Here is a 25,454-nt window from a genome sequence, read left to right as displayed (position 1 = left end):
GTCATGACCTTGCATGGCGGGGATCCAGAATGTCGCGCAGAGCATCTCCGGCGATGTTGAAGGCAAGGCTCGTCAGCAGGATTGCGATACCCGGCATGACGGCGACCCACCAATAATCGAGCATGAACTTGCGGCCGTTGGAGATCATCGCGCCCCATTCCGGTGCCGGCGGCTGGGCGCCGAGCCCGAGAAAGCCGAGCGAGGCTGCCGTCAGGATGATGCCCGCCATGTTGAGCGTCAGGCGAACGATGACCGACGGAATACACATCGGCGCGATATAGAGAAGAAGAATGCGTATCGGTGACGCCCCGTAAAGACGGGCGGCAACCACGTAATCCGCATTTCGCACGACAAGCGCCTCGGCGCGGGCAAGTCTTGCAATCGGCGGCCATGCTGTGAGCGAGATGGCGATGATGGCTGTTCCGAGCCCCGCGCCGAGGGCGGCGGCAAAGGCGAGCGCCAGGATCAGCGACGGGAAGGAAAGAACGATATCGGTGGCGCGCATCAGCAAGGCGTCGGTATTGCCGCCGAAAAAACCGGCGACGACGCCGATCAGGAGCCCGATCGGTCCGACGATCAGGGAGACCGCAAGCACGGTCTGGATGGTGATGCGCGTGCCGAATATGAGGCGGCTGAGGATATCCCGGCCGAATTCGTCGGTGCCCGCCGGATGAGCGAGGCTCGGAGGCTGCAGGGCATCACCAAGCGCCTGAATGGTCGGATCGTAGGGCGCCAGAAGCGACGCGAAGATCGCGACCACGCAGAGGATGCCGAGGACGGCGAAGCCGGCAAGACCGAGCGGCTCGTCGGCCAGTTTCCGGCCGGCTCGCGCAAAAGAGGTAGCGACGCGGCTCGGTACGCTTGGCGGTCGGATGCGGATTTCACTGTGGATGGCATCACTCATCGGGCTGCCTCCCTCATGCGCGGATCAAGGACTGCGTAGGCGACGTCCGCCAGGAAGTTGAGGAACATGAAGATGAATCCCACGATGATGGTGGCTGCGACAATGGCGTTCATATCGCCGATCATCAGCGCGTTGGTCATATACTGGCCGATGCCCGGCCAAGAAAAGACGATCTCGGTGACGACAGCGCCTTCGAGAAGCCCGCCATAGGAAATGGCAAGGATGGTGATCAGCTGAACCGCGATGTTCGGCAGGACGTGGCGCAAAATCGTGCCGGTCGGGCTGACACCCTTGGCGCGGGCGGCAATCACGTAGTCCTGGCTCAGCTGCTCCAGCGTGAAGCTGCGGGTCATGCGGGTGATATAGGCCATGGCGGCGTAGGCCAGGATGAAGGCAGGCAGGATGATGTGGCCGAGCGCATTCCAGAAGATTTCGGTCTCGCCCTGCAGCAGGCTGTCGATCAGCAACAGCCCGGTCTGCGGCGTGACGAGACCTTCGTAGAACACGTCGACCCTGCCCGGCCCGCCGACCCAGTTCAGGCCCGCATAGAAGATGACGAGCCCGACGATGCCGAACCAGAAGACCGGCACCGAATGCCCGACAAGGGCGATGATTCGGGCAAACTTGTCGATCAGGCTGTCGCGAAAAAGGGCTGCAGCAAGCCCCAGCGGAACACCGACGAATGTCGAGATGATCACTGCCAGCGTTGCAAGTTCGAACGTCGCCGGAAAGGCCTGGGCGAGGTCGGTAGACACCGGGTTGCCGGTCAGGGCGGCCGTTCCGAAATCACCGTGAGCAAGCCCAACGATGTAAAGATAGAACTGGTGGTAGATCGGAAGATCGAGGCCGAGGCGCGCCCGCATCGCCGTATAGGCGGCCGGATCGGCAAGCTCGCCGACGATCGCGCCGACGGGATCCGTGGGCAGGACGCGGCCGATCACGAAGGTCACACACAAGAGGATGAACAGGCTGACGAGCAAATGCGCCAGACGTCGGCCAAATTCGGCTACAGAGAGTTCCTTCATGATCGGCTGCCTCGGGAGTATTACTGGGTTTCAGACTTCGTGACGTCCTCGAGGCGCGTCAGCTGTGTCGGATGTCCCACATATCCCTCAACCTTGCTTGACAGGACGATCGGCTCGAAACGCTCGAACATCGGAAGCACCGCCGGCTTCTGCTCAACGAACATCTTCTGCATTTCGACGTAGAGCTCGCCGCGCTTCTTCGGGTCCGGCTCCATCGATGCCTTTGCCGTCAGGGCCGTGAGTTCGGGAATGTCCCAGGCCGAGCGCCAGACGAAGTTGCCGGCATTGTTGGCTTCCTTCGAGTTGTCCGGATTGGAGGAGAACTGCTCCATCGAGCCGAGGACATTCGGCATATAGGCGCTGGTCTGCGGGATCAGCAGATCGAAATCGCGGGCGCGGTGGGCGGCGATGATTTCCGAGCCATTACCCTGCTGAATATCGATCTTGATGCCGACCTGGGCGAGTGATGCCTGGATCGCCGTGGCAAGATCGATGCGCGGCGTCTGGGCGATGGTCTTCAGCGACAGCGAGAAGCCGTCCTTGAACCCTGCCTCGGCCAACAGCTGCTTGGACTTTTCGACGTCGAGATGCCAATCGGGATTGGCGATCGAATATTCGAAATTCTCCGGAACGGGAACGTTTCTCGCCCGCCCGTAAGGTCCCATGATCGTCTTCTCGATGCCCTTGTAGTCGATACCGTAGGCAATTGCCTCGCGAACCTTCGGGTTGGAGAGGTACTGGTTGCCGGCATTCATCGACAGCACGTAGAAGCCGCCTGTGGGAATGCGCTGGATCGTAAAGCCCTGCTTGTCCTTGAAGGTCGCAAGATCGGATGCGGTCAGCGCGCTGGCGATATCGATATCGCCGCGTTCGAGCATCAGCCGCTCGACCTGGCTCTCCGGAACATGCCGGACGATGACGCGCTTCATCTTCGGAGCGCCGGCCACATAATCCTTGTTGGCGTCGAGAATGACCAGTTCGTTCGGCGACCAGCGGTTGAGGGTGAAGGGACCGGAGCCGGCCGAATGCGTGCGCATCCAGGCATTTCCCCAGTCATTGTCGGCGACATGCTTCTGCACTTCGACACTGTCGATCACGCTGGTGGTCGAGGTCGTGAGCCGGTAGAGCAGCATTTCGGCCGTCACTTGGCCGGAGAAATCGATGCGCACCGTCTTGTCGTCGATCGCCGCCACAAGCTTGTCGACATTGGTCTTGTCGTACCCGATGCGCTTGAGGTTGGCGGCAGCGGCTTGGTCGAGCTTCAGGAGTCGCCCCAGCGAATAGACGACATCCTTTGATGTCACCGGATTGCCGGAGGCGAAATTGGCCTGGCGCAGCGTAAAAGTAATGCCCTTGTCGTCGACCTTCCAGCTTTCAGCCAACTGCGGCACGATTTTGCCATCAGGTGTGCTGTTGACCAGCCGGTCGTAGAGGTTCGACATGATCTCGACCGCTTTCCCCTCGGTCGCCTGATGTGGATCGAGGGACAGGACCTGCGCCAGCGAAGTTCCGATCACCAACTGATCTTTCGGCGTGGCGGCCTGCAACTGCGGCGCGGCGATCGTCAGTGTGCCGATGACGGCGCCGACGAACAAGCCTTTAGAAAAATGCTTCATTGTAGCTCCTCCCTGGACTACTATTAAGAGACATATTATGTCGTCCGTATGTCATATTATGATTTAGCGAAGTCCGATACGATTTGCAAGGCCCGAGCGGACGACTTGAGGTAGGCGGATTGGGGAATGGAAATGACAACACTCAGCCGGGGTCGGCAAAGACTGGCGCAGCAGGTTATCGATCAGTTGCGGGCGCAAATTGAAACGGGAAAGCTGCGCGTCGGCGATCAGCTGCCGACCGAGCCGCAGCTCGAAGCGACATTCGGGGTCAGCCGCACGGTGGTGCGCGAAGCCATTGCCGATCTGAGAGCGGCGGGCTTCGTCAAGCCGATCCAAGGCAAAGGCGTTTTCGTCGCCGATCCGAAGGCCCATTCGGTCCTGTCGCTGACGCCGGTGGAAATCAAGAGCATTCCGGAAACCCTGGAATTGCTGGAGTTTCGCATGGCAGCCGAGGGCGAAGCGGCGGCCATCGCCGCCTATCGCCGCACGGCCGAGCAGGAAGCGGCTATCCGTGAGGCCAACCGCAGAATGGCGCAACTCATCGAATCGGGACAGCAGACCGTGGAGGCTGATTACGCCTTCCACATGGCGATTGCGGCAGCTACGAACAACCGGTTCTACGTCGATGTTCTGCGCCATTTCGGCCCGAGAGCCATCCCGCGAGGCCAGTTTCCGACACTTCCGGAAGCCAATGACCGTGACTATCTTCAAAAGGTTTATGCCGAACACGTGGAAATCCTGTCTGCCATCGCGGACCAGGATCCGGAACGCGCTCGCCAGGCCATGCGCGCTCATATGATGGCAAGCCAGCGTCGCTATCGCATGCTCGCCGAGCAGCAATAGGGCTCGACACTCTACAAAATTCATATTATGTCATATGACATCGCTGAATTTTGAGAGGGACTGGAATGTATCTGGGAACACAGGTCGCGGCGCGGGATGACGACGATTATCGCATCTTTGCGCAACTGGGCGTGAAGCACATCAGCGCCGACCCGCCGGGAAAGCCGAGCAGTTGGACGCTCGACGATATCGAGCGCCATCGCGACAAAGTCGAGAGCTTCGGCCTGATCCTCGACATGGTCCAGCTACCCCTGCCCTCGCAGCCGATCGAGAAGGCCTCCTATCCCGACATCCTGCTTGCCGGCCCCGAACGCGACCGGCAGATCGACGCCGTCTGCAAGATGATCGAGAATGTTGCGAAGGCCGGCATCCCCGCCGTGAAATATAACCTCAACCTGATCGGCATTCCCCGCACGCCTGACGAACCCGGCCGCGGCGGATCGATGAATGCCAGCTTCCGCTGGGAGAAGACCGACCAGCAGGCGGCACCCGGTCTTGCCGGCGTTCTCTCTGAGGATGAAAACTGGGAACGGATTGACTATTTCCTCGAGCGGGTCGTCCCTGTCGCCGAGAGCAATCGCGTCCGGCTCGCCTGCCATCCACACGATCCCTATACTCCACCCGGCTATCGCGGTGTCACGCGCGTGCTCGGCACGGTCGAAGGCCTGAAGAAGTTCGTGCTGATGCGCGAAAACCCTTATCACGGCCTCAATTTCTGCCAGGGCTCGATCGGCGAAATGCTGGAAAATCCCGGCGAAGAGATTGACGACGTCATTCGCTGGTTCGGTCAACGCGACAAGATCTTCAACGTTCACTTCCGCAATATTCGCGGCGGCAAGCTTTCCTTCATGGAAACCTTCCCGGACGAAGGCGACATGGACATGGTCCGCTCGGCCAGGATCTACAAGGAAGTCGGCTTCAAATACATGCTGATGCCCGACCATGTGCCGACCGTCAGCGGCAAGGACCCTTCTGCCACCGCATTCGCCTTTTGCTACGGCTATATCGCGGCACTTCTGCAGGTGCTCGAGAGCGCCTGAACGATCGATTTTCAACACCTAAGGAATAGGACGTCATGATGAACCCGACTGAATTGAAGAAGGCCGTCGGCAGCGGTCTGCTCTCGTTTCCGGTGACGCATTTCAATGATGAGCTCAAGTTCGACGAAGCGAAATACCGCCGTCATGTCGAATGGCTCGCCGGTTACGACGCCGCTGCCCTCTTTGCCGCCGGCGGCACCGGCGAATTCTTCTCTCTCAATCCCTCCGAGATTCCCCAAGTCGTCCGGGCCGCCAAGGCGTCGGCTGGCGATACGCCGATCATCTCCGGAACCGGCTACGGCACGTCGCTTGCGATCGAAATCGCCAAGGGGGCGGAGAAGGCCGGTGCGGACGGTTTGCTGCTGCTGCCGCCCTACCTGATGTTTGCCGAACAGGCGGGCCTCCTTGCCCACGTGAAGGCGGTCTGCCAATCGGTCGGCATCGGCGTCATCGTCTATAACCGCGACAACGCCATCCTGACGGCCGACAGCATCGCGCGGCTCGCCGAGGAATGCCCGAACCTGATCGGTTTCAAGGACGGCGTCGGCGATGTCGACAAGGTCATAGAGATCACGACGCTGCTCGGCGACCGTCTCGTCTATGTCGGCGGCATGCCGACCCACGAGGTCTATGCTCAAGCCTATTTCGCAGCGGGCGTGACGACCTATTCGTCGGCCGTTTTCAACTTCGTCCCCGCGCTTGCCCAGCGCTTCTACAGCGCCCTGCGCGACGGCGATCAGGCGACCGTCAACGAGATCCTGAAGAACTTCTTCTTCCCCTTCGTCGCCTTACGCAACCGCAAGAGAGGATACGCCGTCTCCATCATCAAGGCTGGCCTTCGTGTCCTCGGCCACAACCCCGGCCCCGTCCGCCCACCGCTGACGGATCTCACCCCGGAAGAGCTGGCGCTGCTGGAGAAGATCGTCCAGGCCAACGGCGTCGAACGGATCGCGGCGGAGTAACACGTCGGAGATCAGAGGCGGGGGCGCCGCCACGGATTGCAGCGCGCCCCCGCGTCCCTTCAGATGTGCGAAGAACGCTTGAACCCTTTGAATCAATGAGAATCTCGCGCTTTTCTCGGCATCATCCTCGACCTTGTCGCGAGGATCTGCACCGGGTGCAGCAGATGCTCGGGACGAGCCCGAGCATGACGAAAGGGAAGTTTGCCGGCTTCTCGGCGCCCTCGGCTACCGGCGGTTTGATTACGCCTATAGCGCCACGCCGGTCCCGCGGTCGAAGACATGCACCTGCTCGCTCGTGATACTTGCCTCGAACACCGCGCCGTAACGGGCGGGGTATTCGCCATCGACAACAGCGGTAATCTGCTGCCCCGCGAGGTCGAATACGACATGTGTCTGAGCGCCTGTCGGTTCCACCAGCATCGTCCGGCCGGCAAGTGGCGTATCGCCTGATAGGCCGGGAATGAGATGTTCGGGACGCAGACCGATGGTGACGGCCTGGCCTGATTTGACCTTGCGGTCGGGCGCGATGCGGATCGCCGTGCCGTCGCTGAGGCGGGCGGCGGGATGACCGTTTTCACCTTGCACCATGCCCTCGAGCATGTTCATGGCCGGCGACCCGATGAAGGCGGCGACAAAGAGATTGGCCGGCTTCTTATAGAGTTCGAGCGGCGTACCCGCCTGCTCCACCCTGCCATGATTGAGTACGATGACGCGATCGGCGAGCGTCATTGCCTCGATCTGATCGTGAGTGACATAGATCGAGGTCGTTCTGACCTTCTGGTGCAGCGTCTTGATCTCCGAGCGCATCTGTACACGCAATTTGGCATCGAGGTTGGAGAGCGGTTCGTCGAACAGGAAGACGGCCGGGTTGCGCACGATGGCGCGGCCCATGGCGATACGCTGGCGCTGGCCGCCGGAAAGCTGGGCAGGCTTGCGGTCGAGGAGTTGGGCGAGATCGAGCATGCGAGCGGCCTCGGCGACGCGGGACTCGATCTGAGGTTTCGCAATACCGGCAAGCTTCAGGTTGAAGCCCATGTTTTCAGCCACGTTCATATGCGGATAGAGCGCATAGGACTGAAAGACCATGGCGATGTTGCGTTCGCGCGGCGTCATGCCGTTGACGACCTTGCCGCCGATCGCGATCTCGCCATCGGTGATTTCCTCAAGGCCGGCGATCATCCGCAGCAGCGTCGATTTCCCGCAACCGGACGGGCCGACGAGTGCGACGAATTCCCCATCCTCGATATCAAGCGAAATGCCGTGGATGACGTCGACGGCGCCATAGGTCTTGCGGATATCGTTCAGTTCAACGGATGCCATGATCGCACCTCCAATGTTTCGGCTCAGGACTTCACGGCGCCGGCGGTCAGTCCGGCGATGATGTGTCTCTGGGCGATGAAAAAGACGATGATTGTGGGAAGGATGGTGAGCGTGATGAAGGCGAGCACCAACTGCCACTCCGTGCCGTATTCGCCGCGATAGATCATGATGCCGAGCGGCCAGGGATATTTGGATTCCGAGTTCAGCATGATCAGCGGCAGGATGTAGCTGTTCCAGCTGCCGACGAAGGAGATGATGCTGACCGTGGCGACGATCGGGCGCGAAAGCGGCAGCGAGACGTGCCAGAAGAACCTGAGATAGCCGCAGCCATCGACAAAGGCCGCCTGGAACAATTCTTCCGGAAGGTTGCGGAAATAGTTTCGAAACAGCAGGATGCTCATGCCGAGGCCGAAGGCCACCTGCGGCAACACCACGCCCCAATAGGTATCCAGCAGGCCGAGATCGCGGATACGGATGAAGAGCGGCAGGATCGCAGTCGCCGCCGGAAACATCAGGCCGAGCAGGAAGTAATTCAGCAGGAAGGATGAGCCGAAGAAGCGCACATGGGCAAAGGCGAAAGCCGCCATCGACGATACGATCAGCGTCAAAAGGACTGTGAGTGCGGCGATCACGAGCGAATTGCCGATCTGCAGCCAATAGCGCTCACCGAAAAGAATGTCGGTGTAGTTCGCCCATTGCCACTCTGTCGGCAGGCCGAACGGATTGGTGCGCAGGTCCCCCAGCGTCTTGAAGCCGCCGAGCGCCGTCGTCAGCAGCGGGATAAGCACGATGGCGGCAATCAGGCTCAGCGACACGTAGAGATAGATACGCGTCGCGGCCCGCATGCGGATGGAAGAGCTCATATCAGTCATGGCGCATGAATATCCTTTTGTAACCGAAGGCGAGCGTCACGCAGATGATGAAGAGCATCACGCCGACGGCGCTGCCCAAGCCCACCTGCATGCGCATGACACCGTAGGTAAAGAGGAAGGTAACCATCGTCTGGGTGGAGTTGGACGGCCCGCCACCGGTCAGCGGCATGATCATATCGAAGAGCTGCAGCGAGCCGACGACGGCAAAGAAGATCGAAAGACGCAAGGTCGAGCCGAGCAGCGGCAGCGTGACGTAGCGAAATTTCTGCCAGCCGGTGGCGCCGTCGATCTCTGCCGCCTCCAGCACGCTCTTGTCGACCGATTGCAGGCCGGCGATAAACAGCATCATGTGAAAGCCGAAATATTTCCAGACGATGACGCCGAGCACGGCATAGATCGCCACATCCTTGTCGGCGAGCACATAAGGATTGGCGAAGCCGAAGAAGTTGGAAATGGCGGCAAACAGACCGTAATCGCCGTCGTAGACGAAACGCCAGATCAGGCCTGCGGCGACGTCTGCCAGCACGTAGGGCAGGAAGAAGATCAGACGGTAGCCGACCACGCCTGGAATGCGGTGGGCGAGCATGGTGGCAAGCCAGATGGCGAGCGGCACCTGGATGCAGATCGAGATGACGATGATCAGGCCGTTATTGACGAGCGCCTGGGTGAAGGCCGCATTGCGGAACAGCACCTGGAAATTGCGCAGGCCGATGAACTCGGTTGGCGTGCCGTAACCATTCCACTTGTACAGGCTGTACCAGGCCGCCTCGCCCATCGGCATGATGACGAAGAGCGTGAACAGCAGCAGCGCCGGCGGCAGAAAGAGCAAGAGCACCGTCAACCGATCATGGGCGACCGAACTTTTCCTGTTTGCCGCTCGCCTTGCCGGCCTTGCAGCTGCTGTCATCGAGGGAACTGAGATATTGGCCATGGGTCCTGCTTTCGTTCGTCGGCAGCGATGCCGGCGCTCGGCTTGATTGGGAGCGCCGGGAAGGCTCTGCGGGCGGCGCGCTGGTTATTGTTCCAGTTCGAAAGCGTCCTGGATCATCTTGGCGCCGTCCTTGGAATTCATCTGGCCGGAGACGATTTCCACCGAGACGTCGTTGACGACACGGCCGACGGCCGCGCCGAGATCCTGGTCGAAGAAGTTCTGATGCCAGGTCGAACCGGCAAGCTGCCTGCCCGATTCGGCAAGCAGCGGATTGACGACGCCGTCATCGGCGCCGACGGCAACGGGAAGCAACATGCCGGCCTTGGCCATCGCCCGCTCATTCTCGGCATTCGTCAGGAAAGCGAGGAAATCGATCGCCTCCTTGGAGGCCTTCTTGGTGACGGCCCAGCCGTTCAGGCCGCCGAGCGTATCCGTCGGCTTGCCGGCGCCGCCCTCGACCGTCGGGAAGACGAAACGGCCGATATTATCGGACGAAAGCCCCTTGCCGTCGCCGGCATTCTTGCGCTGGTTCGCTTCGGTGCCTTCAAAGCCGAGGATCATCGCCGCCTTGCCGTCACCGAAGACACCGAGCGTCTGGGGCCAGGTGGCGCCGAGATAGCCGGGCTGGAACGGCTCGAGCTTGCCGAGTTCCGCGAGGTCGTCGCCGGCCTTGATGATGGCGGGATCCAGAAAACCTTCGCCTTCGCCCTTCTTTGCTGCTTCGAAGACCTTCTGCCCGCCCTCGCGCATAACGAGATAGCTCCAGTAGAAGTGGATCGGCCACTTCTCGCCGCCGCCACCGGCAATCGGCACGATGCCGGCCGCCTTGATCTTCGTCACCGCAGCAAGGAAATCGGCCCAGCTCTTGATGTCTTCGGCCTTGACGCCAGCCTTGGCAAACAGCGCCTTGTTGTAGAAAAAGCTGACCAGACCGACCTTGTAGGGAATGGCCCAGGTCTTACCCTCGAAGGTCAGGCCATCGACGGATGCGGGTGTGTAAGCCTTGCGCAATTTGCCGCCATCGGCATCAAGCGCCGCCGTCACATCCTGGAGCGCGCCGGTCTCGGATTGCTGCTTCAACACGCCGCCGCCCCAGCTGAAAAAGAAATCCGGCACGTCGTCGGACTGCAGCAAGGTCGGAAGCTTGGCCTTGAAGGCCTCGTTTTCGAGAAACTGCATCTGGATGTCGACGTCGGGATGCTGGGCTTCGTATTTCTTGGCGATGTCCTCCCAGACGGCGACGTTTTTCGGGTCGAGTTCGAGATGCAGCCATTTCACCACTGTCGTCGCGGAGGCCGCACCTGCTCCTGCCAGCAACATGCCGGCTGCCGCGGCCAAGGATACGATGCGCCTGCCACCGAAAGCGGCGTTCTTCAGCATAAAATTCATGATTTTCCTCCCAGGGGACCTATCCTCACAATTTTTCCCCTATGCGGATTAATTCAACGGAGCTTTGGCTCAATGTCAACCCGACTGCCTGTATTTTTATCAAATGCGCTTGACAGAGCCCCGCAATTGCCTGCTATTTATTTCGTAACCCGTTAAAAATATTGAGTTCCGCCCAACGAAACGACCGCCGGCTAATTTTCATGAAGACTGCAGATCCAGAATTGATGCGCGCGATCAATCGCTTGACCGTGCTTGACACCATCCGGCGCCATGGTCCGATCTCACGGATCGAGATCAGCGAGCGGACCGAACTTTCCACCACGACCGTTTCCGCCATCACCGCCTCGCTGCTCGACGACGGGCTGATCCTGCCGCGTCACGAAGGCGATATCCGCAACGAGGCGGTTCGCGGGAGACCACGCGTGGCGCTGGAGCTCAATCCCGATGCCGCCCGGGTGGTCGGCGGCAAGATCGCCGCCAACAGGATGGTCTTCGTCGTCACCAATTTCCGCGGCGACGTGCTGTCGAAGCTCGCCTTGCCGATCCGCATCGACCGGCAGCCGATCGGCGTCATCGCCGATCTCGTCGAGGATGGCGTCAGGCGTTGTGTCGTCGATGCCGGGCTTTCGCTGGAGGATGTCGACAGCATCTGCCTCGGCTTTCCCGGCGTCATAGAGCACCGCACCGGCTATATCAGAAGCAGCCCGATCTTCCGCGACACCAATGTCGATTTCGCCGCCGAGATGTCGACGCGGCTATCGACGCCGACCATCGTTGAAAGCGACGCGCATGCCATCACGCTCGGCCATCACTGGTTCGGCAAGGCCCGCGATCTCGAGGATATGGTACTGATTTCCCTGGAACAAACGCTGGGTCTCGGCGTCCTGCACGGCAACAGCCTCTTCCGCGGCGCCGGCGGCCTCAGCCACAATCTCGGTGACCTCGTGCTCGGCATGGGACCGCAGGGCGTAGTGCGGCTTTTCAGCCAGGCCGGTGAAAGCGCGATCCTCGGCGAACAGCAGGCGGACGGGCGTTTTGCCGAAGCGATCCGGCTCGGGCGAGGCATGACTCATGCCCAGGCGCTGATCAAGGCTGATGACGACCGGCTGATCGCCGCCGCCATCCGCGCCGGCGAAGCTGTGGGATTGACCATTGCCAATATCGTCACGCTGTTTGCGCCGCCGCGCGTCATCCTGGTCGGCTCCAGCCTGGCGCTCGGCGAGCCCTTTTTGAACAGCCTGCGCGATGCCTACGCGCTCGCTATCCCCCCTTCCCTGCGCGGCGTGAGCGAACTCGTCTTCGACGATTCGAGCGATGATTTCTGGGCGCAGGGTGCCGCTGCGGTGGCGCTCTACGAACTCTACGAATCGCCCTGGAGCACGACGGGGCCGGCGCTCTGACGAGCGACACATCAATCAACGGAGGAATTCATGGACAAGGTCGGTATCGGCATCATCGGATGCGGCAATATTTCGGGCGCCTATCTCACGGCGATGGCATCCTTTCCCATTCTCGACATCCGCGGCGTGGCCGACCTCAACCGGGAACTGGCGGAAGCGAAGGCTGCCGAATTCAATGTTCCCGCAAGGACAGTCGAGGAGCTCTTCGCCGACCCCAAGGTCGAGATCATCGTCAATCTGACCATCCCGAAAGCCCATGTCGCGGTCGCGATGCAGGCGCTTGATGCCGGCAAACACACCTACTCCGAAAAGCCGCTCGGGATTAATTTCGCGGAAGGGAAAAAATTGGCCGAGGCTGCCCGGGCAAAGAACCTGCGCATCGGCGCTGCACCCGATACCTTTCTCGGTGGCGGTCATCAAACCGCCCGCGCCTTGATCGATCAGGGCGTGATCGGTCAGCCGGTGGGCGGCTCGGCGACCTTCATGTGCCCTGGCCATGAGCGCTGGCATCCGAATCCGGCCTTCTACTACGAAGTCGGCGGCGGACCGATGCTCGATATGGGCCCTTACTATATTACCGATCTCGTCAATCTTCTCGGGCCGGTTTCTCAGGTGGCGGGTTTTGCGACGACGCCGCGCGCGGAGCGGCTGATATCAAGCGAACCGCGCAATGGCGAGCGCATTCCTGTCCACGTCCCTACCCATGTTGTCGGCATGATGGCCTTTGCAAACGGCGCCGTCGTGCAGACCGCCATGAGCTTCGACGTCGCCGGCCATAGACACGTGCCGCTCGAAGTCTACGGAACCGAGGGCACGCTCATCGTGCCCGATCCCAACAAGTTCGCCGGTCCTGTGGAATATCTGAAGATGGGCGGTGCGTTTGAGGACCAGCCGGTCACCGCGCCCTATGCCGAGGGCAATTTCCGCTCGCTCGGCGTCGCCGACATGGCCCATGCGATCCGTTCGAACCGCCCGCACCGCGCCAATGGCGACCTGGCACTACACGTGCTCGAAGTCATGGAAGCGTTCCACACAGCGTCCGAGACCGGCCGGATGATAACGATCACCACGGCGACGGAGCGCCCTGCCCCCTTGGCCGATTCCATTGTCGACGGCCGGCTGGCGAAATAAGTTTCAGGAGGAAAGAGAATGCGTGAAGCACTGATCGTTTGGGGCGGCTGGAGCGGCCATGAGCCGCAGGAATGCGCCGAAATCATCAAGACCATGCTCGAGGAAGACGGCTTCAAGGTCTATTCCGAGCACGGCACAGAGGCGCTTGCCGATCCTTCCGTTCATGACCTCAGCCTCGTCGTGCCGATCATGACCATGTCGAAGATCGAGAAGGAGGAGGTCAAAAACCTTGCCGCCGCGATCGAAAGCGGTGTCGGCATTGCCGGCTATCATGGCGGCGCGGGCGATGCCTTCCGCGATTCCGTCGACTATCAGTTCATCATCGGCGGCCAGTGGGTGGCCCACCCCGGCAACATTATCGACTACACCGTCAACATCACCCGGCCCGACGACCCGCTGATGGAAGGGATTGCCGATTTCCCCTACACGTCAGAGCAATACTACATGCATGTCGATCCCTCGAACGAGGTTCTGGCGACGACGAAATTCACCGGCGAGCACGCCTACTGGATCGATGGCGTCGTCATGCCCGTCGTCTGGAAGCGGAAATACGGCAAGGGCCGCGTCTTCTATTCCTCGCTCGGCCACCAGGCCAAGGAATTCGACGTCCCTCAGATGAAAACCATCTTCCGCCGGGGCGCCAACTGGGCTGCACGGTAGAGCGAATGAACGGGAGCTGGATGAGACCCAGCTCCCGGCTTCAGCGAATGAGCAAGGCCGTGCCGTAGAGTCCCAGCGCGAAAACCGTGTGGGCGACGAGGTTGAGAAACCGTACCTTGTTGGGGGTCGGGTGCTTGGAGGCGGCCCAGCCGATGCCGAGGCCCGGCTGCAGCAGGAACCATCCTGCGCCTACGGTGACGATACCGAAGATCCAGGCAGGAAGAAATGCCGGCGCAGCCAACCACCCCGCCCCCATGATGATTGCAAAAAACAGGCCATAGAGAATGCCGACGGCGTAGTGGCTGATCCAGCCGAGCGCCAACTCATGCGCATAGGGCTCGGCGTCGGCAATGGCCTTATGGAACACCTTGCCGCGGCCGAGGTGCCAGAACCACCGGCCGACCGGCGCCCAATTGGCCGGCGGCTGGTGGAAGACCTTTGCGAGGACGACCGCCCAGAGGTCCATAAGAATGGTTGCGCCGGCGCCGATCACGAGGCCGCGCCAGAGAATCTCGAACATTGAAAATCACCGGAAAGCGTTGAATTGCAGGAGCCTTACCAAACCACTGTAAACGCGCCGGCGCAATACTCCGGTGAAGGCATTCACCGTACATCAATGCTACGGATGCACGTCGCATAACCGAGACGGCTGTCGCTCGCCCTCACCCGCTCTCTCCCTTCGTTTCAGACGCGCCCGTCATGCTGCTATGGATATCGCCGCTGATATCGTTTGCGAACTTTCGCATGAGCCGCGCCAGTTCGTTGAAGTCGTGGTCGTCCCAGGTCGCAAAGATCGCGCGGCCCATCCGCTCGCGGGCGGCGTCGATGCGATCGGTCATCGCCTTGCCCTTCGGGCTGATGACCGCTTCGCGCACGCGCCGGTCGGCAGGACTTCCGCGGCGCTCCACCAAGTCGAGGCTCTCAAGCTTGGCGACCTGGCGGCTGACGGTGGTGTAGTCGCGCCCAGCGCGGTCGGCGAGCTCGACTACCCCGATGGGGCCAAGGCGTTCCACCATGACCAGCAGCGGAAACAGCGCGCGATCGAGCGAGATACCCGCCTCGCGGACCATCTGCTCATCGCGCTGCGGGCGATTCATGACGCTGACAATTTCGATCAATGCCCCGTGAAGTTCACGCAGTTGATTGCTGATATGTGTATTTTGCACATTCTTTATTGACATTATCATTCCCACCCTTCAATTATGTGCATAATACACACATAGAGGCGACAATGACAGAAAATTCTACGGTTGACGTACTGATTTGCGGCGCCGGCGCGGCCGGCCTGACGATGGCGATCGAATTGGCGCGCCGCGGCGTGTCCTTTCGTTTGATCGAGAAATTGAACGGTCCGTTTCGCGGCTCCCGCGGCAAGGGAATTCAACCGCGGACACAGGAGGTCTTCGAGGATCTCGGCATCCTCGACCGGATCGTGGCAGTGGGCGGCGCCTATCCCAAGCAGCGGAAATATCGCGACGACGGGAGCTTCACCGAAGCAGACGTCGTGGTGCATGAGCCTCCGACGCCCGCCGAGCCCTATCATCTTCCCCTGATGGTGCCGCAGTTCCTGACCGAAGGCGTCATGCGCGAGCGGCTGCTCGAATTGGGGCATCGCCCCGAATTTGGATGCGAACTCACCGGTTTCGAGCAGGACGAGACGGGTGTGACCGCTCGGCTCAATTACCAAACCGGCGAAGAGACAATCCGCGTGCGCTGGCTCATTGGGGCGGACGGAGGCCGCAGCTTCGTGCGTCGTGCGCTCGATATCGGTTTTCCAGGCAAGACGCTCGGCGTACGGGCCATTGTTGCAGATGTCATCCTAACCGGGCTGCCGCGCGATGCGTGGCATCGCTTTAGCGAGGGCGATATGGAGAAGCAGATTTCCGTGTGCCCGCTCGCCGGGACGGAGATGTTCCAGATTCAGGGGCCAATTCCGCTCGAGGGCGACATCGATCTTTCCGCCGAGGGCCTGAACGCCCTGGTGGCGGAGCGCAGCGGCCGCCGAGACATTACCATCCATTCGGTGTCCTGGGCATCGGCCTTCAACATGAACGCACGGCTTGCCGACCGCTACCGGCACGGCCATGTATTCCTGATCGGCGATGCCGCGCATACGCATCCACCGACCGGCGGACAGGGCCTCAATACCAGCGTTCAGGATGCCTATAATCTCGGGTGGAAACTGGCGGCGGTTGCTGCAGGCGCGTCCGACACGCTGCTCGACAGCTACGAGGAAGAGCGACGTCCGATCGCAGCCGCAATGCTCGGGCTCGCCACAACGTTGCTCGACGCGCTGAAGCGCGGCGAGATGCGGCGCGGTCGCGAGGTCCATCAACTCGACCTCGGCTATCCGGAATCCTCTTTCGCGCTGGAAAACCCGGAACGAAGCGGCGGCCTGCTTGCGGGAGACCGCGCGCCTGATGCGCCCCTGAAGGGCGCCGCCGGCCAGTCGACACGTCTGTTCGAACTGTTCAAAGGGGCGCACTGGACGCTGCTGGGCTACGAGGTCGAGCAAGCGGCGGTGCTGCCGCGCCCGGGGCTGCACATCCATAAGATCGGCTCGCGCGGAGATATGCTGGATGAAGGCGGGTATTTTCGCGATGCCTACGCCCTAGCGCCGGGAGACTGGGTACTCGTGCGTCCTGACGGTTATGTTGGCGCCATCGTCTCGTCCGCCTATGCCTGGGTGCTTGAGGCTTACTTCACCAAGATCGGCCTTGGCCCGACTCCGGGACAATCGGCGTGACGAATTGGGTTCAGGAGACCGTAAGGCCAATCGCCGCCCCTCGATATTGACAGGCGACGACGCTGCCCTGGTATTCAGAGAACGTCCCGCTCATATCGCGGCTTCCATCCGCGCGTCATGCCGCGGCTCATCGCCCTCTCCGCCAACGCCAGTTGCTGGCGGAGATGTTTACAGTCATCGAGAAGCGAACGTATCGCCGCTTTGGCATTGTCGTCATGCCAGGCAAGCACGGCTTCGACTTCCCAGGCGTGATCGGACAGAGCCTGATCATGCCCCGGCAGATTGGCCTCATTCAAATCGGATGAAGCCTGACCGGGTTCCAAGGTCTTTGCCGGTTGCATCAGTTCAGCGCCAACGGCAATTGAACCGGGCGCGGCAAGGGCGGCAGCGGCCGGTTGAGTTCGACCTTTTTCTGCCAGGCAGCGCGCCGCAACTGATCCCGCTCGCGCGCCGCGCGGGACGCTTCGACAAGGGCTAGGGCGTTGGCGATCACCTGTTCCGTATGCGTCATGATCATCTCCAATGTTCCTGTTTTGTTCTAATTTAAAACTTTGGCGGAGGAAGTCAAGCGCCGCGACGATATTGTCGCTTAAAGCAAGCGGCAAACCCGATGCATCGATTGTCAAACCGGAGGTTTTGATGGTGAAATCGGGGACTGAAGTATGGCTGGCATTCAGCCCGCAGCTTCTATCACGGCAATGCCGGCCTCCTGCGCAGCCCTGATGAACGCCACCCTAACGCACTCCGGGGAGAGATCGCCGACAATGGCATCGAGACACGCCTTCACGGCTTCGAAGTATTCCTCGCCATCGTCGACAGGCCAGTCGTGGAGGAGCGCGCGCGCGGCATCCCATACAGAGTTAACAACGGCATAATGAGCAAGCCCCACAGAGGCCAAGCCGACCGGTCGAAAGTTTGCCGCCTGTCTCACTTTGCTACAGCTTTTCCCAATTTCCGTGAGCCCATCAGTATCTTTGCAATTTCCGTGCCGGATGGGAAGCGATGTCGAAGCTTCGGAGCCTGGCGATATTCATTTTGATCGGTGATAGCGGCAGGCACGATTCCAGTTCCCTATAGACCCTTGTCGTCGGCACTCGAGAAAGCATGGGCGATGCGTGGAACGCCTTCGTCATGCTTCGGGTTCCATGCTCGATAGACGCTTTCTGATTAAAATTCAGGCTTTCATCCAGAGCTTGCGACAACTCACGGATCAGCCCTGTATCAATCCACTCAAGGTCGCATTTCGCATGTAGTTCATCGGCGAACGCGAAGAACTCCCTGCAGGCACCCCCGTGCTATTTGCTTCGCAGAATAGACCTCCCATAGTTCAATATTATTACTCGACTGTACCAGAGGTGGACGGAATAGCCTCCGGTCCGTACAATACCGCATGTCCACACGCGGCGGATCTGGGAGGAACGCGCGATGCCCATCTTCATGGACCGGCACTATCTTGAGGGAACGTCAGCCGCCGAGGTTGCTCAGGCGCATCGCATGGACCTCGATATTCAGGATCGCTACGGCGTCAAATTCCTCACCTATTGGTTCGATCAACGGCGTGGTACCGCCTTTTGTCTCGTGGATGCACCAGACAAGGAAACCGCACAGTGCGTCCATCGCGAGGCCCACGGTTTCGTCGCCAACGAGATCGTCGAAGTCGCTTTGTCGGCCGTCGAAGCTTTTCTAGGCCGAATTCACGATCCTGACCCGGGGCCCGGCCAATCCTCGGGTGAAGTCGATCCCGGCCACCGGGCGATCCTCTTTACCGATATCGTCGGGTCGACCGAGATGACATCGCGCCTCGGCGACCGCATGGCGACCGAACTCGTTCGGGCGCACGACGCCGTGGTGCGCCGATGCCTCAGCCACAATTCAGGCCGCGAAGTGAAGCACACCGGCGACGGCATCATGGCGGCCTTTGCCGACACGACTGCGGCGGTCGAATGCGCCATGGCGATCCAGAAGGAATTCAAGCATTACAACGGCGGCAATGCCGAGCCCATTCATATCCGCATCGGATTGGATTGCGGCGAGCCGGTCGAGGACAGCAACGACCTCTTCGGCTCGACCGTGCAACTTGCCGCGCGTCTCTGTGCCGCCGCCTCCAGCGACCAGATCCTCGTCTCCGAGAATGTTTTCCGGGAATACGGCGCCGCCGATCTATTTGCCCATGCGACGCGCCGGCGGCTCAAGGGATTTTCCAAGCCTATGCTGGTCTTCCAATGCGACTGGGCCGGCGCCGGCCTCAGCTAGGCGCCCGTCGAGATCGATACCTATCGTCATGCGGCAATGGTGGAATGCAAGCTGCGCGCAAGTGGTTCCGGGCCACGAGTGACAGATCTGCCGTCAACTGGCCCGGAAGCCGCCTTTCTCAGGCATTGCCGATATTCTGATCGCTGAGCACTCGATCGAATTTGGGGCCGCCCTCCAGCACACCCGACATCTTCAGAAAACGCCGGAAATTTTCGCGCGCGGCGCTGAGCGGGAAACGGCCATTCGCCGTGTCCCTGCACGCCTTCAACAGCGTGTCATATGCCAAGCCTCGTTTGTCCTCCGGCCATTCATCCAGAACATCGAAAATTTCATCGAGACACGTGATCTGATCGATGAAATGTTTTCTATGAAGAAAAACCGGGTCGAACCGAGCTTCTGACATAGTATCCTCCCATTTATAATACTTTTTATGCTATAAATTTACTGAAAAAACGTGATTTATTCAACAAAAAATTGGTTACAACAGATCGCCGTCACTATTGAAATCACTTCCACAGCGAGAGAATAACCCCATTAGATTATTGAAACGATTCATCTTGGCCGCATTCCCAGGCAGCACCAGTTGAACTGATCAATGTGCGGCTGTTTCGGATCAAATGAGCATGATCAACGCATGCCGCCGGTTTTCGTGTAGGTTTGTGATTCCATGGTCTCGCACCACTCTTCAAGGAGAGGCTGAAATGAACCGCTTTCTCACATTGGTCGTCGCCGGAACACTGCTCGGTGCGTCCGCGCTTACTTCTGCCTGTACCTCGCCTGCAAAGCACGACCATGAGGATTTTCAGTATCAACGCGATACCTCGATAAATCCGGCATGCGCGGACGGGTTCAGACCCAGCAACGCCCGCTCATGCAGCTATTGAAAAATTCGCGACGCCGATGCGGCGGTATTTGCTGCTTCGTGAGATCGTCGCCTGCTCTCATTTGGCCGAGTATGAACCTCAAGCATTTCATCGAAAAGCGGGCCTGACCGGCCAATCCGTTCGGATGGACCAGCCCTAAAAGGCTAGGTACGGCCGGATTTGCGAGAGGAGTCGGGCTGCGGCAATTGCTTGATCGGGAACCTCAAGCCCTGCGCCGCAGTTAGTCATCGGGCCACGGATGGCCCAATCGAACGGGAGAACGGTTTCCATGAACAACTTGATCTGGCTTGTCGGCGCTGTCGTTATTGTCCTCGCGATTCTGAGTTTCTTCGGCTTTCGCTGAGTGCAGAGTTTGCCGAAGCAAATTCAGCCGCGCCTTCCATTTACGGCGCACGGATAGAGGCGCCGAATTTCGATATCCCAGGTTGCTGCTCGACGGGTTGGAACTCCGAGCTGACCGGGGTGCGCAAGGCGGCAGACTTATGAGTTTCGCGGCGTTACGTTGCGCAATCCTGGTTTGGTCGCCACATGGCTGGTGTCAATATTTCCGTGAAGGTTGTTCAGGTGACCCGCCACTTACGGAACGATCGGTGCCGGATCTGGTTTTACCTATATTGTCGTCCCTCTGGCGGAGGCCACCATGTGGGCAATCCTGACTGGCGCCGCTCTTATCATCGGCGGACTTCTCTTTCTGTTTTCCTCGGCGCTTGGTCGAAAACCGAGCAATCCGCATCAAACGCCGCAAGGCGGCAGCACGCTCGAACCAAGGCATCAAGGCCTCAGGTTCCTGGGCTTATCTCGAAACTGGCCAGCCCTGTCCCTTATCGCGGTCGGCGCACTTCTATTGGCTTTCGGTGGATATTCATGAGATCCGACAGCGCTTGACCGTTCCAAGACGTTTTCATTGCCGCCCATCCATCCGCGCATCGCGGCTGGTTGACGTCGTTCAGAAAAGTGAATTTAGATTATGGTGAGAGCGTCGGGGTTCGAACCCGAGACCTACTGATTAAAAGTCAGTTGCTCTACCGGCTGAGCTACGCTCTCCCTCTCCGCGGGTGTGACGCACCCCGGCTGGAAGTGGGCGGAACATAGGCAGGCGACCCATTGCGGTCAACCGAAAAATTTGTCTTTTCCAAACGTTCGGCACATTTCTTGCGGGGCAACGGCGCATTTCCGCCAAGCTCAAAAAGGTGATTGGCAATGTTGAGCCCGCAAAGCTAGGAAGACCAAGCTGATTGCAGCTGGAGAGAATGCGTGTCGATTGCCGATATTTCCCTGTGGAGTGCGCTGATTGCCGGGGCGCTTTCCTTTCTGTCGCCTTGCGTGCTTCCCCTCGTCCCGCCCTATCTCTGCTACATGGCCGGCATTTCCGTGGAGCAGTTCCGCGGCGGCGGCGCGGTTGCGGTGGCGCCCGACATCAGGCGCGGCGTCCTGTTCTCCGCGCTGCTCTTCACGCTCGGATTCGCCACCGTCTTCGTGGCGCTCGGGGCCGGTGCTTCCAGCATCGGCATGGCGCTCCGCCAGCATCTCGACCTTTTGTCCAAGATCGGCGGGCTGATCATCATCGTCATGGGGCTGAATTTCCTCGGTCTCTTCCGAATCGGGCTGCTTGCCCGCGAGGCGCGTTTCCAAGGCGGCGGCAAGCCGGCGACGCTGACGGGCGCTTATGTCATGGGTCTTGCCTTCGCCTTCGGCTGGACGCCTTGTATCGGCCCGGTGCTCGGCGCGATCCTCGGCGTTGCCGCCTCGCGCGAGACGGTCGGCTCCGGCGCCGGGCTGCTTGCCATCTATTCGCTCGGGCTTGCCATTCCCTTCTGGATCGCCGCCGGCTTTTCCGGCGCCTTCATGCGGTTCCTGTCGCGCTTCCGCCGCCATCTCGGCACTGTGGAAAAGGTGATGGGTGTCTTCCTCGTGCTGACCGGCCTCGCCTTCCTGTTCGGATGGGTCAGCGATGTAGCGATCTGGTTCCAGCAGACCTTTCCGATTCTGATGCAGATCGGTTAGTTGAATTCGCTGCCTCTGATCGATTGCTTCCGCGCTCAGCACGCCATGGCGAAGAAAAGGGACCGGGACCTATGCCCTGGTATGGCTCGCCCTGTCCCTCGGCCCCACCCGCCTCTATCCCTCGACCCAATCGATCGCGAACACGCCTCCATGTAGCGTCGGCACTGCCGTGTTTAGGGCGGCGGTCAGAAGGAGACGAACATGAACGTTGAGACAAAGATGAGTCTGGAAAACACCGGACACCCCGGCAAACCTCGGCTCGACGAGCTGGTTCCGTCGCGCTACGCGCTTAATATCGGCGAGATTGAGGTGCTGGTGGTCAGTGATGGAGTGCTGCCGCTCCCAACCGCGATGCTGGGCCACAACGCCGATCCGGCCGTTCGGGCGGCCTGGCTGAAAGAAATGTACCTGCCGCAGGAGGCTTTCGACTGGGCGCTGAACGTCGTCGTGGTGCGCAGCGGCGGCCAGACGATACTCCTCGACGCCGGGCTGGGGATCGATCCGGACTTGCACCTGCCGCGAGCCGGGCAGTTGATCAAGCGACTGGAGGCCGCCGGCATCGATCTTGCGTCGGTGACCGACGTGGTGCTGACCCACATGCACATGGACCACATTGGCGGGCTGCTCGTCGACGGAGTGAAGGACCAGCTGCGTCCGGACCTCCGGATCCACGTGGCGGCCGCCGAAGTCAAGTTCTGGGAGGCGCCCGACTTCTCCCACGTCTCCATGCCGCCGGGGTTCCCGGACGCGCTTCGGGCAACTGCCAAGCGGTTCGCGAAAGAGTACAGCGGCTATCTCAGGCTGTTCGACGAGGAGTACGAAGTGGCGCCTGGTGTGGTCGTCCATCGCACTGGCGGCCACACCCCCGGGCACAGCGTCATCCGCATAGCGTCCGGCGGGGACCGGCTGATGTTTGCCGGCGACGCCGTGTTCGCCGTCGGGTTTGAACACCCCGACTGGTACAACGGCTTCGAACACGACCCCGAGGAGGCGGCCCGCGTTCGAGTTCGTCTTTTGCGTGAACTGGCGGAGACCGGCGAGCAACTGGTGGCCACGCACCTGCCGTTCCCGTCCGTCGGCCGGGTCGCTGTCGACGGCGATGCCTTTCGGTGGGTAGCAGCCTTCTGGGACTACTGACCGCTATCGGGTCAGAGCCGCAATAGAATTAGAGCGTTTCCGTCTTTCTTCGAATGATGAAAACGCTCTATCTCTTTGTTTTCACCGGATTCCAGCAAAACCGCTGTGCACTTTTGCTGGAATTGCTTTAAGTCAGGTCCCTACCCGCCTTTCACCTCCGTGCACTGGAAGACACTTGGCCGATATCGTCAGCCTGCTATTACCATTCTTCGGCCTGATCCTGATCGGTTACATCGCCGCCAAGGCGACCAAGCAGCCAGCTGAAGCGCTCGGCTGGCTGAACATCTTCATCATCTACGCCGCCCTGCCCGCCTTGTTCTTCAAGCTCGTTTCACGGACGCCGATCGAAGAACTGACGCGCGTCGATTTCATCGTCACCGATATCGCGGCGACCTATGCAGTCTTCATCCTGCTGTTCGCCATCGGCCGGATCTGGCGGGGCAATTCGCTCGCCGATTGCACCATCCAGTCCTTTGCCGGCGCTTACGGCAATATCGGCTATATGGGACCCGGTCTGGCGCTCTTGGCGCTCGGTGAAGGTGCGGCCGTGCCGGTGGCGCTGATCATTTGCTTCGAGAACGCGCTGCACTTCATCGTGGCGCCGGCATTGATGGCCGCAGCCGGTGACGACAAGCGGTCAGCCGGCCAGCTAACCGCCGATATCGTGCGGAAAGTGGCTCTGCATCCCTTCATCCTGTCGACGGCGGCAGGCTTTGCCGTTGCCGCCCTGCATATCGACCAGCCGCTGGCGTTTCAGCGCCTCGGCGACTATCTCGCCCAGGCGGCGGCTCCCTGCGCTCTCTTTGCCATGGGCGTGACGCTGGCGCTTCGGCCGCTGAAGCGTATCCCTGCGGAGATCTCATATATCGTGCCGGCGAAGCTGATCCTGCACCCGATCGCGGTCTGCGTTGCGCTCACAGCGGTCGGCGGTTTCGACGCGGTGTGGATCCACGCCGCCGTGCTGCTCGCCTCGCTGCCGACGGCGACCAATGTCTTTGTCATCGGTCAGCAATATGGCGTCTGGCAGGAGCGCGCCTCGGCGACGATCCTGATTACAACGGTGCTTTCGGTGGTGAGCGTTTCGCTCTGGCTGATCCTGCTGCGGTCAGGCCTTCTTCCGCTTCAGCTTTTCCCGTAGGGCACCGGGAATATCGCGGAATCCGCCGCCCGGCTCGATTCCTTCGCGCATGACGATGTTGCGCAGAGGCGGAATGGCCGAGAGTATATGCAGGCCAGCGGCGCGCAGCATCTGCACAGGCAGGAAATCCGATAGCAGCGAGCGGTTGAGAAGGTCGACGCTCGCCGTGCGCGTCATGATATCGGCGCGGCGGCTGCGATCGAAACTGTCGCCGGCATCGGCCGGCACCGGCAGTTCGGCCCTATCGCAGAGGATATCGGTCAGCGCCATGATATCGCGCAGGCTCAGATTCAGCCCCTGTGCCCCGATCGGCGGGAAGACGTGGGCCGCCTCGCCGATCAGCGCGATGCGGCCCTTGCCGAAACGATGCGCCATCATGCCGGAGAGCGGCCAGACCTGGACGCCCTCTTCGACACTCACCTTACCGAGCATGGACTGCATCTGAGCCTCGACAAGGCTGTCGAGTTCAGCGAGTGGCAATTCCACGCGGGCCGCCGCCTCTGCGGGATCCTGCACCCAAACGAGGCTGGAGCGGCTTCCCGGCAGCGGCACCTGAGTAAGGGGGCCGTGCTTGGTATGGAATTCCGTCGAGATGTTCTGGTGCGGCAGGGAATGGGCGAAATTCAGCACCATGGCCGATTGCGGATAGGACCAGTTGCGCACGCCGATACCTGCCGTCTCGCGCAGCTTCGAGCCGCGGCCGTCGGCGCCGACGGCAAAATCGGCCGAGAGCGCCTCACCGCCGGCAAGCGTGATCGAAATCGCCTCGCCTGAGACCTCGATCGATTCGGCCATGTCCGTGAAGCGGGTGATATTGCCCTCGCCAGCAGCGGCCTCTTCGAGGATGTCGACCATCACCTTGTTGGGAAAATTGTAGCCGAAGGCATCGAGGCCCACTTCGGCCGCGCGGAAGGTCGTCGTTGGCGCACGCAGCAGCCGGTCGGTGCCGTCGATGATGCGCATACTGTTGAGAGGAGCGGCTGCAGGACGCAGCCTTTCCCAGAGCGTCAGGCGGTCGAGGAAGCGGATCGACTGATCCATCAGCGCCGTGGTGCGCCGATCTTCCTTCGCCGCGACGGGCGCTATCAGCGCAACGCTGCGGCCGCCGCGGCCAAGCGCGATTGCGGCGATCATGCCGGCGAGACCGCCACCGATTACCGCCACTTCGAATGTCTTCATGCTACTGTTCCGCCATCGTA

General features: G+C 60.6%; 26 protein-coding genes and 1 tRNA gene. 12 read left to right on the top strand and 15 right to left on the bottom strand.

Annotated elements, in window-relative coordinates; genetic code table 11:
• Position 1: 1 nt before the first annotated feature.
• From NE852_RS10100 to NE852_RS10090, 3 genes are read right to left on the bottom strand one after another with little or no spacing between them, the layout of a single operon-like run.
• Positions 2-904, bottom strand: coding sequence for an ABC transporter permease (locus tag NE852_RS10100; protein WP_008526718.1), 903 nt, complete (start codon positions 902-904; stop codon positions 2-4).
• On the bottom strand, positions 901-1,929 hold the full coding sequence (locus tag NE852_RS10095) for an ABC transporter permease (protein ID WP_258156470.1): 1,029 nt from the start codon (positions 1,927-1,929) through the stop codon (positions 901-903). The genes NE852_RS10100 and NE852_RS10095 overlap by 4 nt, the downstream gene beginning before the upstream one ends.
• A 20-nt stretch (positions 1,930-1,949) precedes the next feature.
• Complete coding sequence (locus NE852_RS10090) at positions 1,950-3,545, bottom strand: ABC transporter substrate-binding protein (protein ID WP_008526724.1); 1,596 nt, start codon at positions 3,543-3,545, stop codon at positions 1,950-1,952.
• 132 nt (positions 3,546-3,677) lie between these two features.
• Here NE852_RS10090 and NE852_RS10085 point away from each other — a divergent pair, with 132 nt between their 5' ends.
• From NE852_RS10085 to kdgD, 3 genes are all read left to right on the top strand, one after another.
• Positions 3,678-4,388 carry a FadR/GntR family transcriptional regulator gene (locus tag NE852_RS10085; protein WP_008526725.1) on the top strand — a complete coding sequence of 237 codons (711 nt, stop codon included), beginning with the start codon at positions 3,678-3,680 and terminating at the stop codon, positions 4,386-4,388.
• Positions 4,389-4,453: 65 nt separating this feature from the next.
• Positions 4,454-5,428 carry a mannonate dehydratase gene (locus NE852_RS10080; RefSeq protein WP_008526727.1) on the top strand — a complete coding sequence of 325 codons (975 nt, stop codon included), beginning with the start codon at positions 4,454-4,456 and terminating at the stop codon, positions 5,426-5,428.
• A gap of 35 nt (positions 5,429-5,463) precedes the next feature.
• Positions 5,464-6,390, top strand: a complete 927-nt coding sequence (gene kdgD / locus NE852_RS10075) for a 5-dehydro-4-deoxyglucarate dehydratase (protein WP_008526729.1) — start codon at positions 5,464-5,466, stop codon at positions 6,388-6,390.
• 246 nt (positions 6,391-6,636) lie between these two features.
• Here the strand turns inward: kdgD and NE852_RS10070 are convergent, their stop codons facing one another.
• The 4 genes from NE852_RS10070 to NE852_RS10055 form a co-directional block, all read right to left on the bottom strand.
• Positions 6,637-7,710, bottom strand: a complete 1,074-nt coding sequence (locus tag NE852_RS10070; RefSeq protein ID WP_258156469.1) for an ABC transporter ATP-binding protein — start codon at positions 7,708-7,710, stop codon at positions 6,637-6,639.
• Between the two features lie 23 nt (positions 7,711-7,733).
• Entirely contained in the window at positions 7,734-8,582 is an 849-nt protein-coding gene (locus tag NE852_RS10065) for a carbohydrate ABC transporter permease (RefSeq protein WP_008526732.1), read from the bottom strand.
• Positions 8,575-9,513, bottom strand: coding sequence for a carbohydrate ABC transporter permease (locus tag NE852_RS10060; RefSeq protein ID WP_008526734.1), 939 nt, complete (start codon positions 9,511-9,513; stop codon positions 8,575-8,577). The genes NE852_RS10065 and NE852_RS10060 overlap by 8 nt, the downstream gene beginning before the upstream one ends.
• 84 nt (positions 9,514-9,597) lie before the next feature.
• On the bottom strand, positions 9,598-10,902 hold the full coding sequence (locus tag NE852_RS10055; RefSeq protein WP_008526735.1) for an ABC transporter substrate-binding protein: 1,305 nt from the start codon (positions 10,900-10,902) through the stop codon (positions 9,598-9,600).
• Between the two features lie 200 nt (positions 10,903-11,102).
• On the opposite strand from NE852_RS10055, the gene NE852_RS10050 reads away from it, so the two are divergent.
• Genes NE852_RS10050 through NE852_RS10040 form a run of 3 tightly spaced genes read left to right on the top strand, consistent with a single transcriptional unit; the run spans position 11,103 to position 14,093 of the window.
• Positions 11,103-12,302 (top strand): ROK family transcriptional regulator, encoded by a 1,200-nt coding sequence (locus NE852_RS10050; RefSeq protein ID WP_258156468.1) that lies wholly within the window; start codon positions 11,103-11,105, stop codon positions 12,300-12,302.
• 30 nt (positions 12,303-12,332) lie between these two features.
• On the top strand, positions 12,333-13,433 hold the full coding sequence (locus tag NE852_RS10045; RefSeq protein WP_258156467.1) for a Gfo/Idh/MocA family protein: 1,101 nt from the start codon (positions 12,333-12,335) through the stop codon (positions 13,431-13,433).
• Positions 13,434-13,451: 18 nt separating this feature from the next.
• Entirely contained in the window at positions 13,452-14,093 is a 642-nt protein-coding gene (locus tag NE852_RS10040; RefSeq protein WP_008526754.1) for a ThuA domain-containing protein, read from the top strand.
• Positions 14,094-14,133: 40 nt separating this feature from the next.
• Here NE852_RS10040 and NE852_RS10035 read toward each other — a convergent pair whose 3' ends face one another.
• Together NE852_RS10035 and NE852_RS10030 are read right to left on the bottom strand one after the other, a co-directional pair.
• Positions 14,134-14,613 (bottom strand): DUF2938 domain-containing protein, encoded by a 480-nt coding sequence (locus NE852_RS10035; RefSeq protein WP_008526755.1) that lies wholly within the window; start codon positions 14,611-14,613, stop codon positions 14,134-14,136.
• Positions 14,614-14,755: 142 nt separating this feature from the next.
• On the bottom strand, positions 14,756-15,277 hold the full coding sequence (locus NE852_RS10030; RefSeq protein WP_037171474.1) for a MarR family winged helix-turn-helix transcriptional regulator: 522 nt from the start codon (positions 15,275-15,277) through the stop codon (positions 14,756-14,758).
• A gap of 47 nt (positions 15,278-15,324) precedes the next feature.
• On the opposite strand from NE852_RS10030, the gene NE852_RS10025 reads away from it, so the two are divergent.
• Positions 15,325-16,839, top strand: a complete 1,515-nt coding sequence (locus NE852_RS10025; protein ID WP_258156466.1) for an FAD-dependent oxidoreductase — start codon at positions 15,325-15,327, stop codon at positions 16,837-16,839.
• Positions 16,840-16,913: 74 nt separating this feature from the next.
• On the opposite strand, the gene NE852_RS10020 is transcribed toward NE852_RS10025, so the two are convergent.
• The 3 genes from NE852_RS10020 to NE852_RS10010 form a co-directional block, all read right to left on the bottom strand.
• Entirely contained in the window at positions 16,914-17,180 is a 267-nt protein-coding gene (locus tag NE852_RS10020) for a hypothetical protein (protein ID WP_008526759.1), read from the bottom strand.
• The gene (locus NE852_RS10015; RefSeq protein ID WP_164841423.1) at positions 17,180-17,350 is read right to left on the bottom strand and encodes a hypothetical protein; all 171 of its coding nucleotides are present in this window, start codon (positions 17,348-17,350) and stop codon (positions 17,180-17,182) included. The genes NE852_RS10020 and NE852_RS10015 overlap by 1 nt, the downstream gene beginning before the upstream one ends.
• A 162-nt stretch (positions 17,351-17,512) precedes the next feature.
• The gene (locus NE852_RS10010; RefSeq protein ID WP_008526763.1) at positions 17,513-17,770 is read right to left on the bottom strand and encodes a DUF982 domain-containing protein; all 258 of its coding nucleotides are present in this window, start codon (positions 17,768-17,770) and stop codon (positions 17,513-17,515) included.
• 494 nt (positions 17,771-18,264) lie between these two features.
• Here NE852_RS10010 and NE852_RS10005 point away from each other — a divergent pair, with 494 nt between their 5' ends.
• Positions 18,265-19,092 carry a nickel-binding protein gene (locus tag NE852_RS10005; RefSeq protein ID WP_008526765.1) on the top strand — a complete coding sequence of 276 codons (828 nt, stop codon included), beginning with the start codon at positions 18,265-18,267 and terminating at the stop codon, positions 19,090-19,092.
• A 118-nt stretch (positions 19,093-19,210) separates the two neighbouring features.
• Here NE852_RS10005 and NE852_RS10000 read toward each other — a convergent pair whose 3' ends face one another.
• Complete coding sequence (locus NE852_RS10000) at positions 19,211-19,495, bottom strand: DUF982 domain-containing protein (protein WP_008526766.1); 285 nt, start codon at positions 19,493-19,495, stop codon at positions 19,211-19,213.
• Positions 19,496-20,616: 1,121 nt separating this feature from the next.
• On the opposite strand from NE852_RS10000, the gene NE852_RS09995 reads away from it, so the two are divergent.
• On the top strand, positions 20,617-20,844 hold the full coding sequence (locus tag NE852_RS09995) for a hypothetical protein (protein ID WP_128623540.1): 228 nt from the start codon (positions 20,617-20,619) through the stop codon (positions 20,842-20,844).
• 100 nt (positions 20,845-20,944) lie between these two features.
• Here NE852_RS09995 and NE852_RS09990 read toward each other — a convergent pair.
• Positions 20,945-21,020 (bottom strand) — tRNA-Lys (locus tag NE852_RS09990).
• Between the two features lie 210 nt (positions 21,021-21,230).
• Here NE852_RS09990 and NE852_RS09985 point away from each other — a divergent pair.
• The 3 genes from NE852_RS09985 to NE852_RS09975 all read left to right on the top strand — a co-directional run bounded on the left by NE852_RS09985 (position 21,231) and on the right by NE852_RS09975 (position 24,255).
• Positions 21,231-21,980, top strand: a complete 750-nt coding sequence (locus tag NE852_RS09985; RefSeq protein ID WP_258156465.1) for a cytochrome c biogenesis CcdA family protein — start codon at positions 21,231-21,233, stop codon at positions 21,978-21,980.
• 201 nt (positions 21,981-22,181) lie between these two features.
• On the top strand, positions 22,182-23,117 hold the full coding sequence (locus NE852_RS09980) for an MBL fold metallo-hydrolase (RefSeq protein ID WP_037171480.1): 936 nt from the start codon (positions 22,182-22,184) through the stop codon (positions 23,115-23,117).
• Between the two features lie 175 nt (positions 23,118-23,292).
• Complete coding sequence (locus NE852_RS09975) at positions 23,293-24,255, top strand: AEC family transporter (RefSeq protein WP_258156464.1); 963 nt, start codon at positions 23,293-23,295, stop codon at positions 24,253-24,255.
• Here NE852_RS09975 and NE852_RS09970 read toward each other — a convergent pair.
• Positions 24,223-25,434: a UbiH/UbiF family hydroxylase gene (locus NE852_RS09970; RefSeq protein WP_008526788.1), complete on the bottom strand. Its 1,212-nt coding sequence runs from the start codon at positions 25,432-25,434 to the stop codon at positions 24,223-24,225. The genes NE852_RS09975 and NE852_RS09970 overlap by 33 nt on opposite strands.
• Between the last annotated feature and the right edge of the window lie 20 nt (positions 25,435-25,454).

The sequence above is a fragment of the Rhizobium sp. Pop5 genome (assembly GCF_024721175.1).
In the GTDB taxonomy this organism is placed as follows: Bacteria; Pseudomonadota; Alphaproteobacteria; order Rhizobiales; family Rhizobiaceae; genus Rhizobium.
The sequence above is the reverse complement of the archived record's forward strand: the minus strand, read 5'-3'. Positions and strand labels throughout refer to the sequence as shown.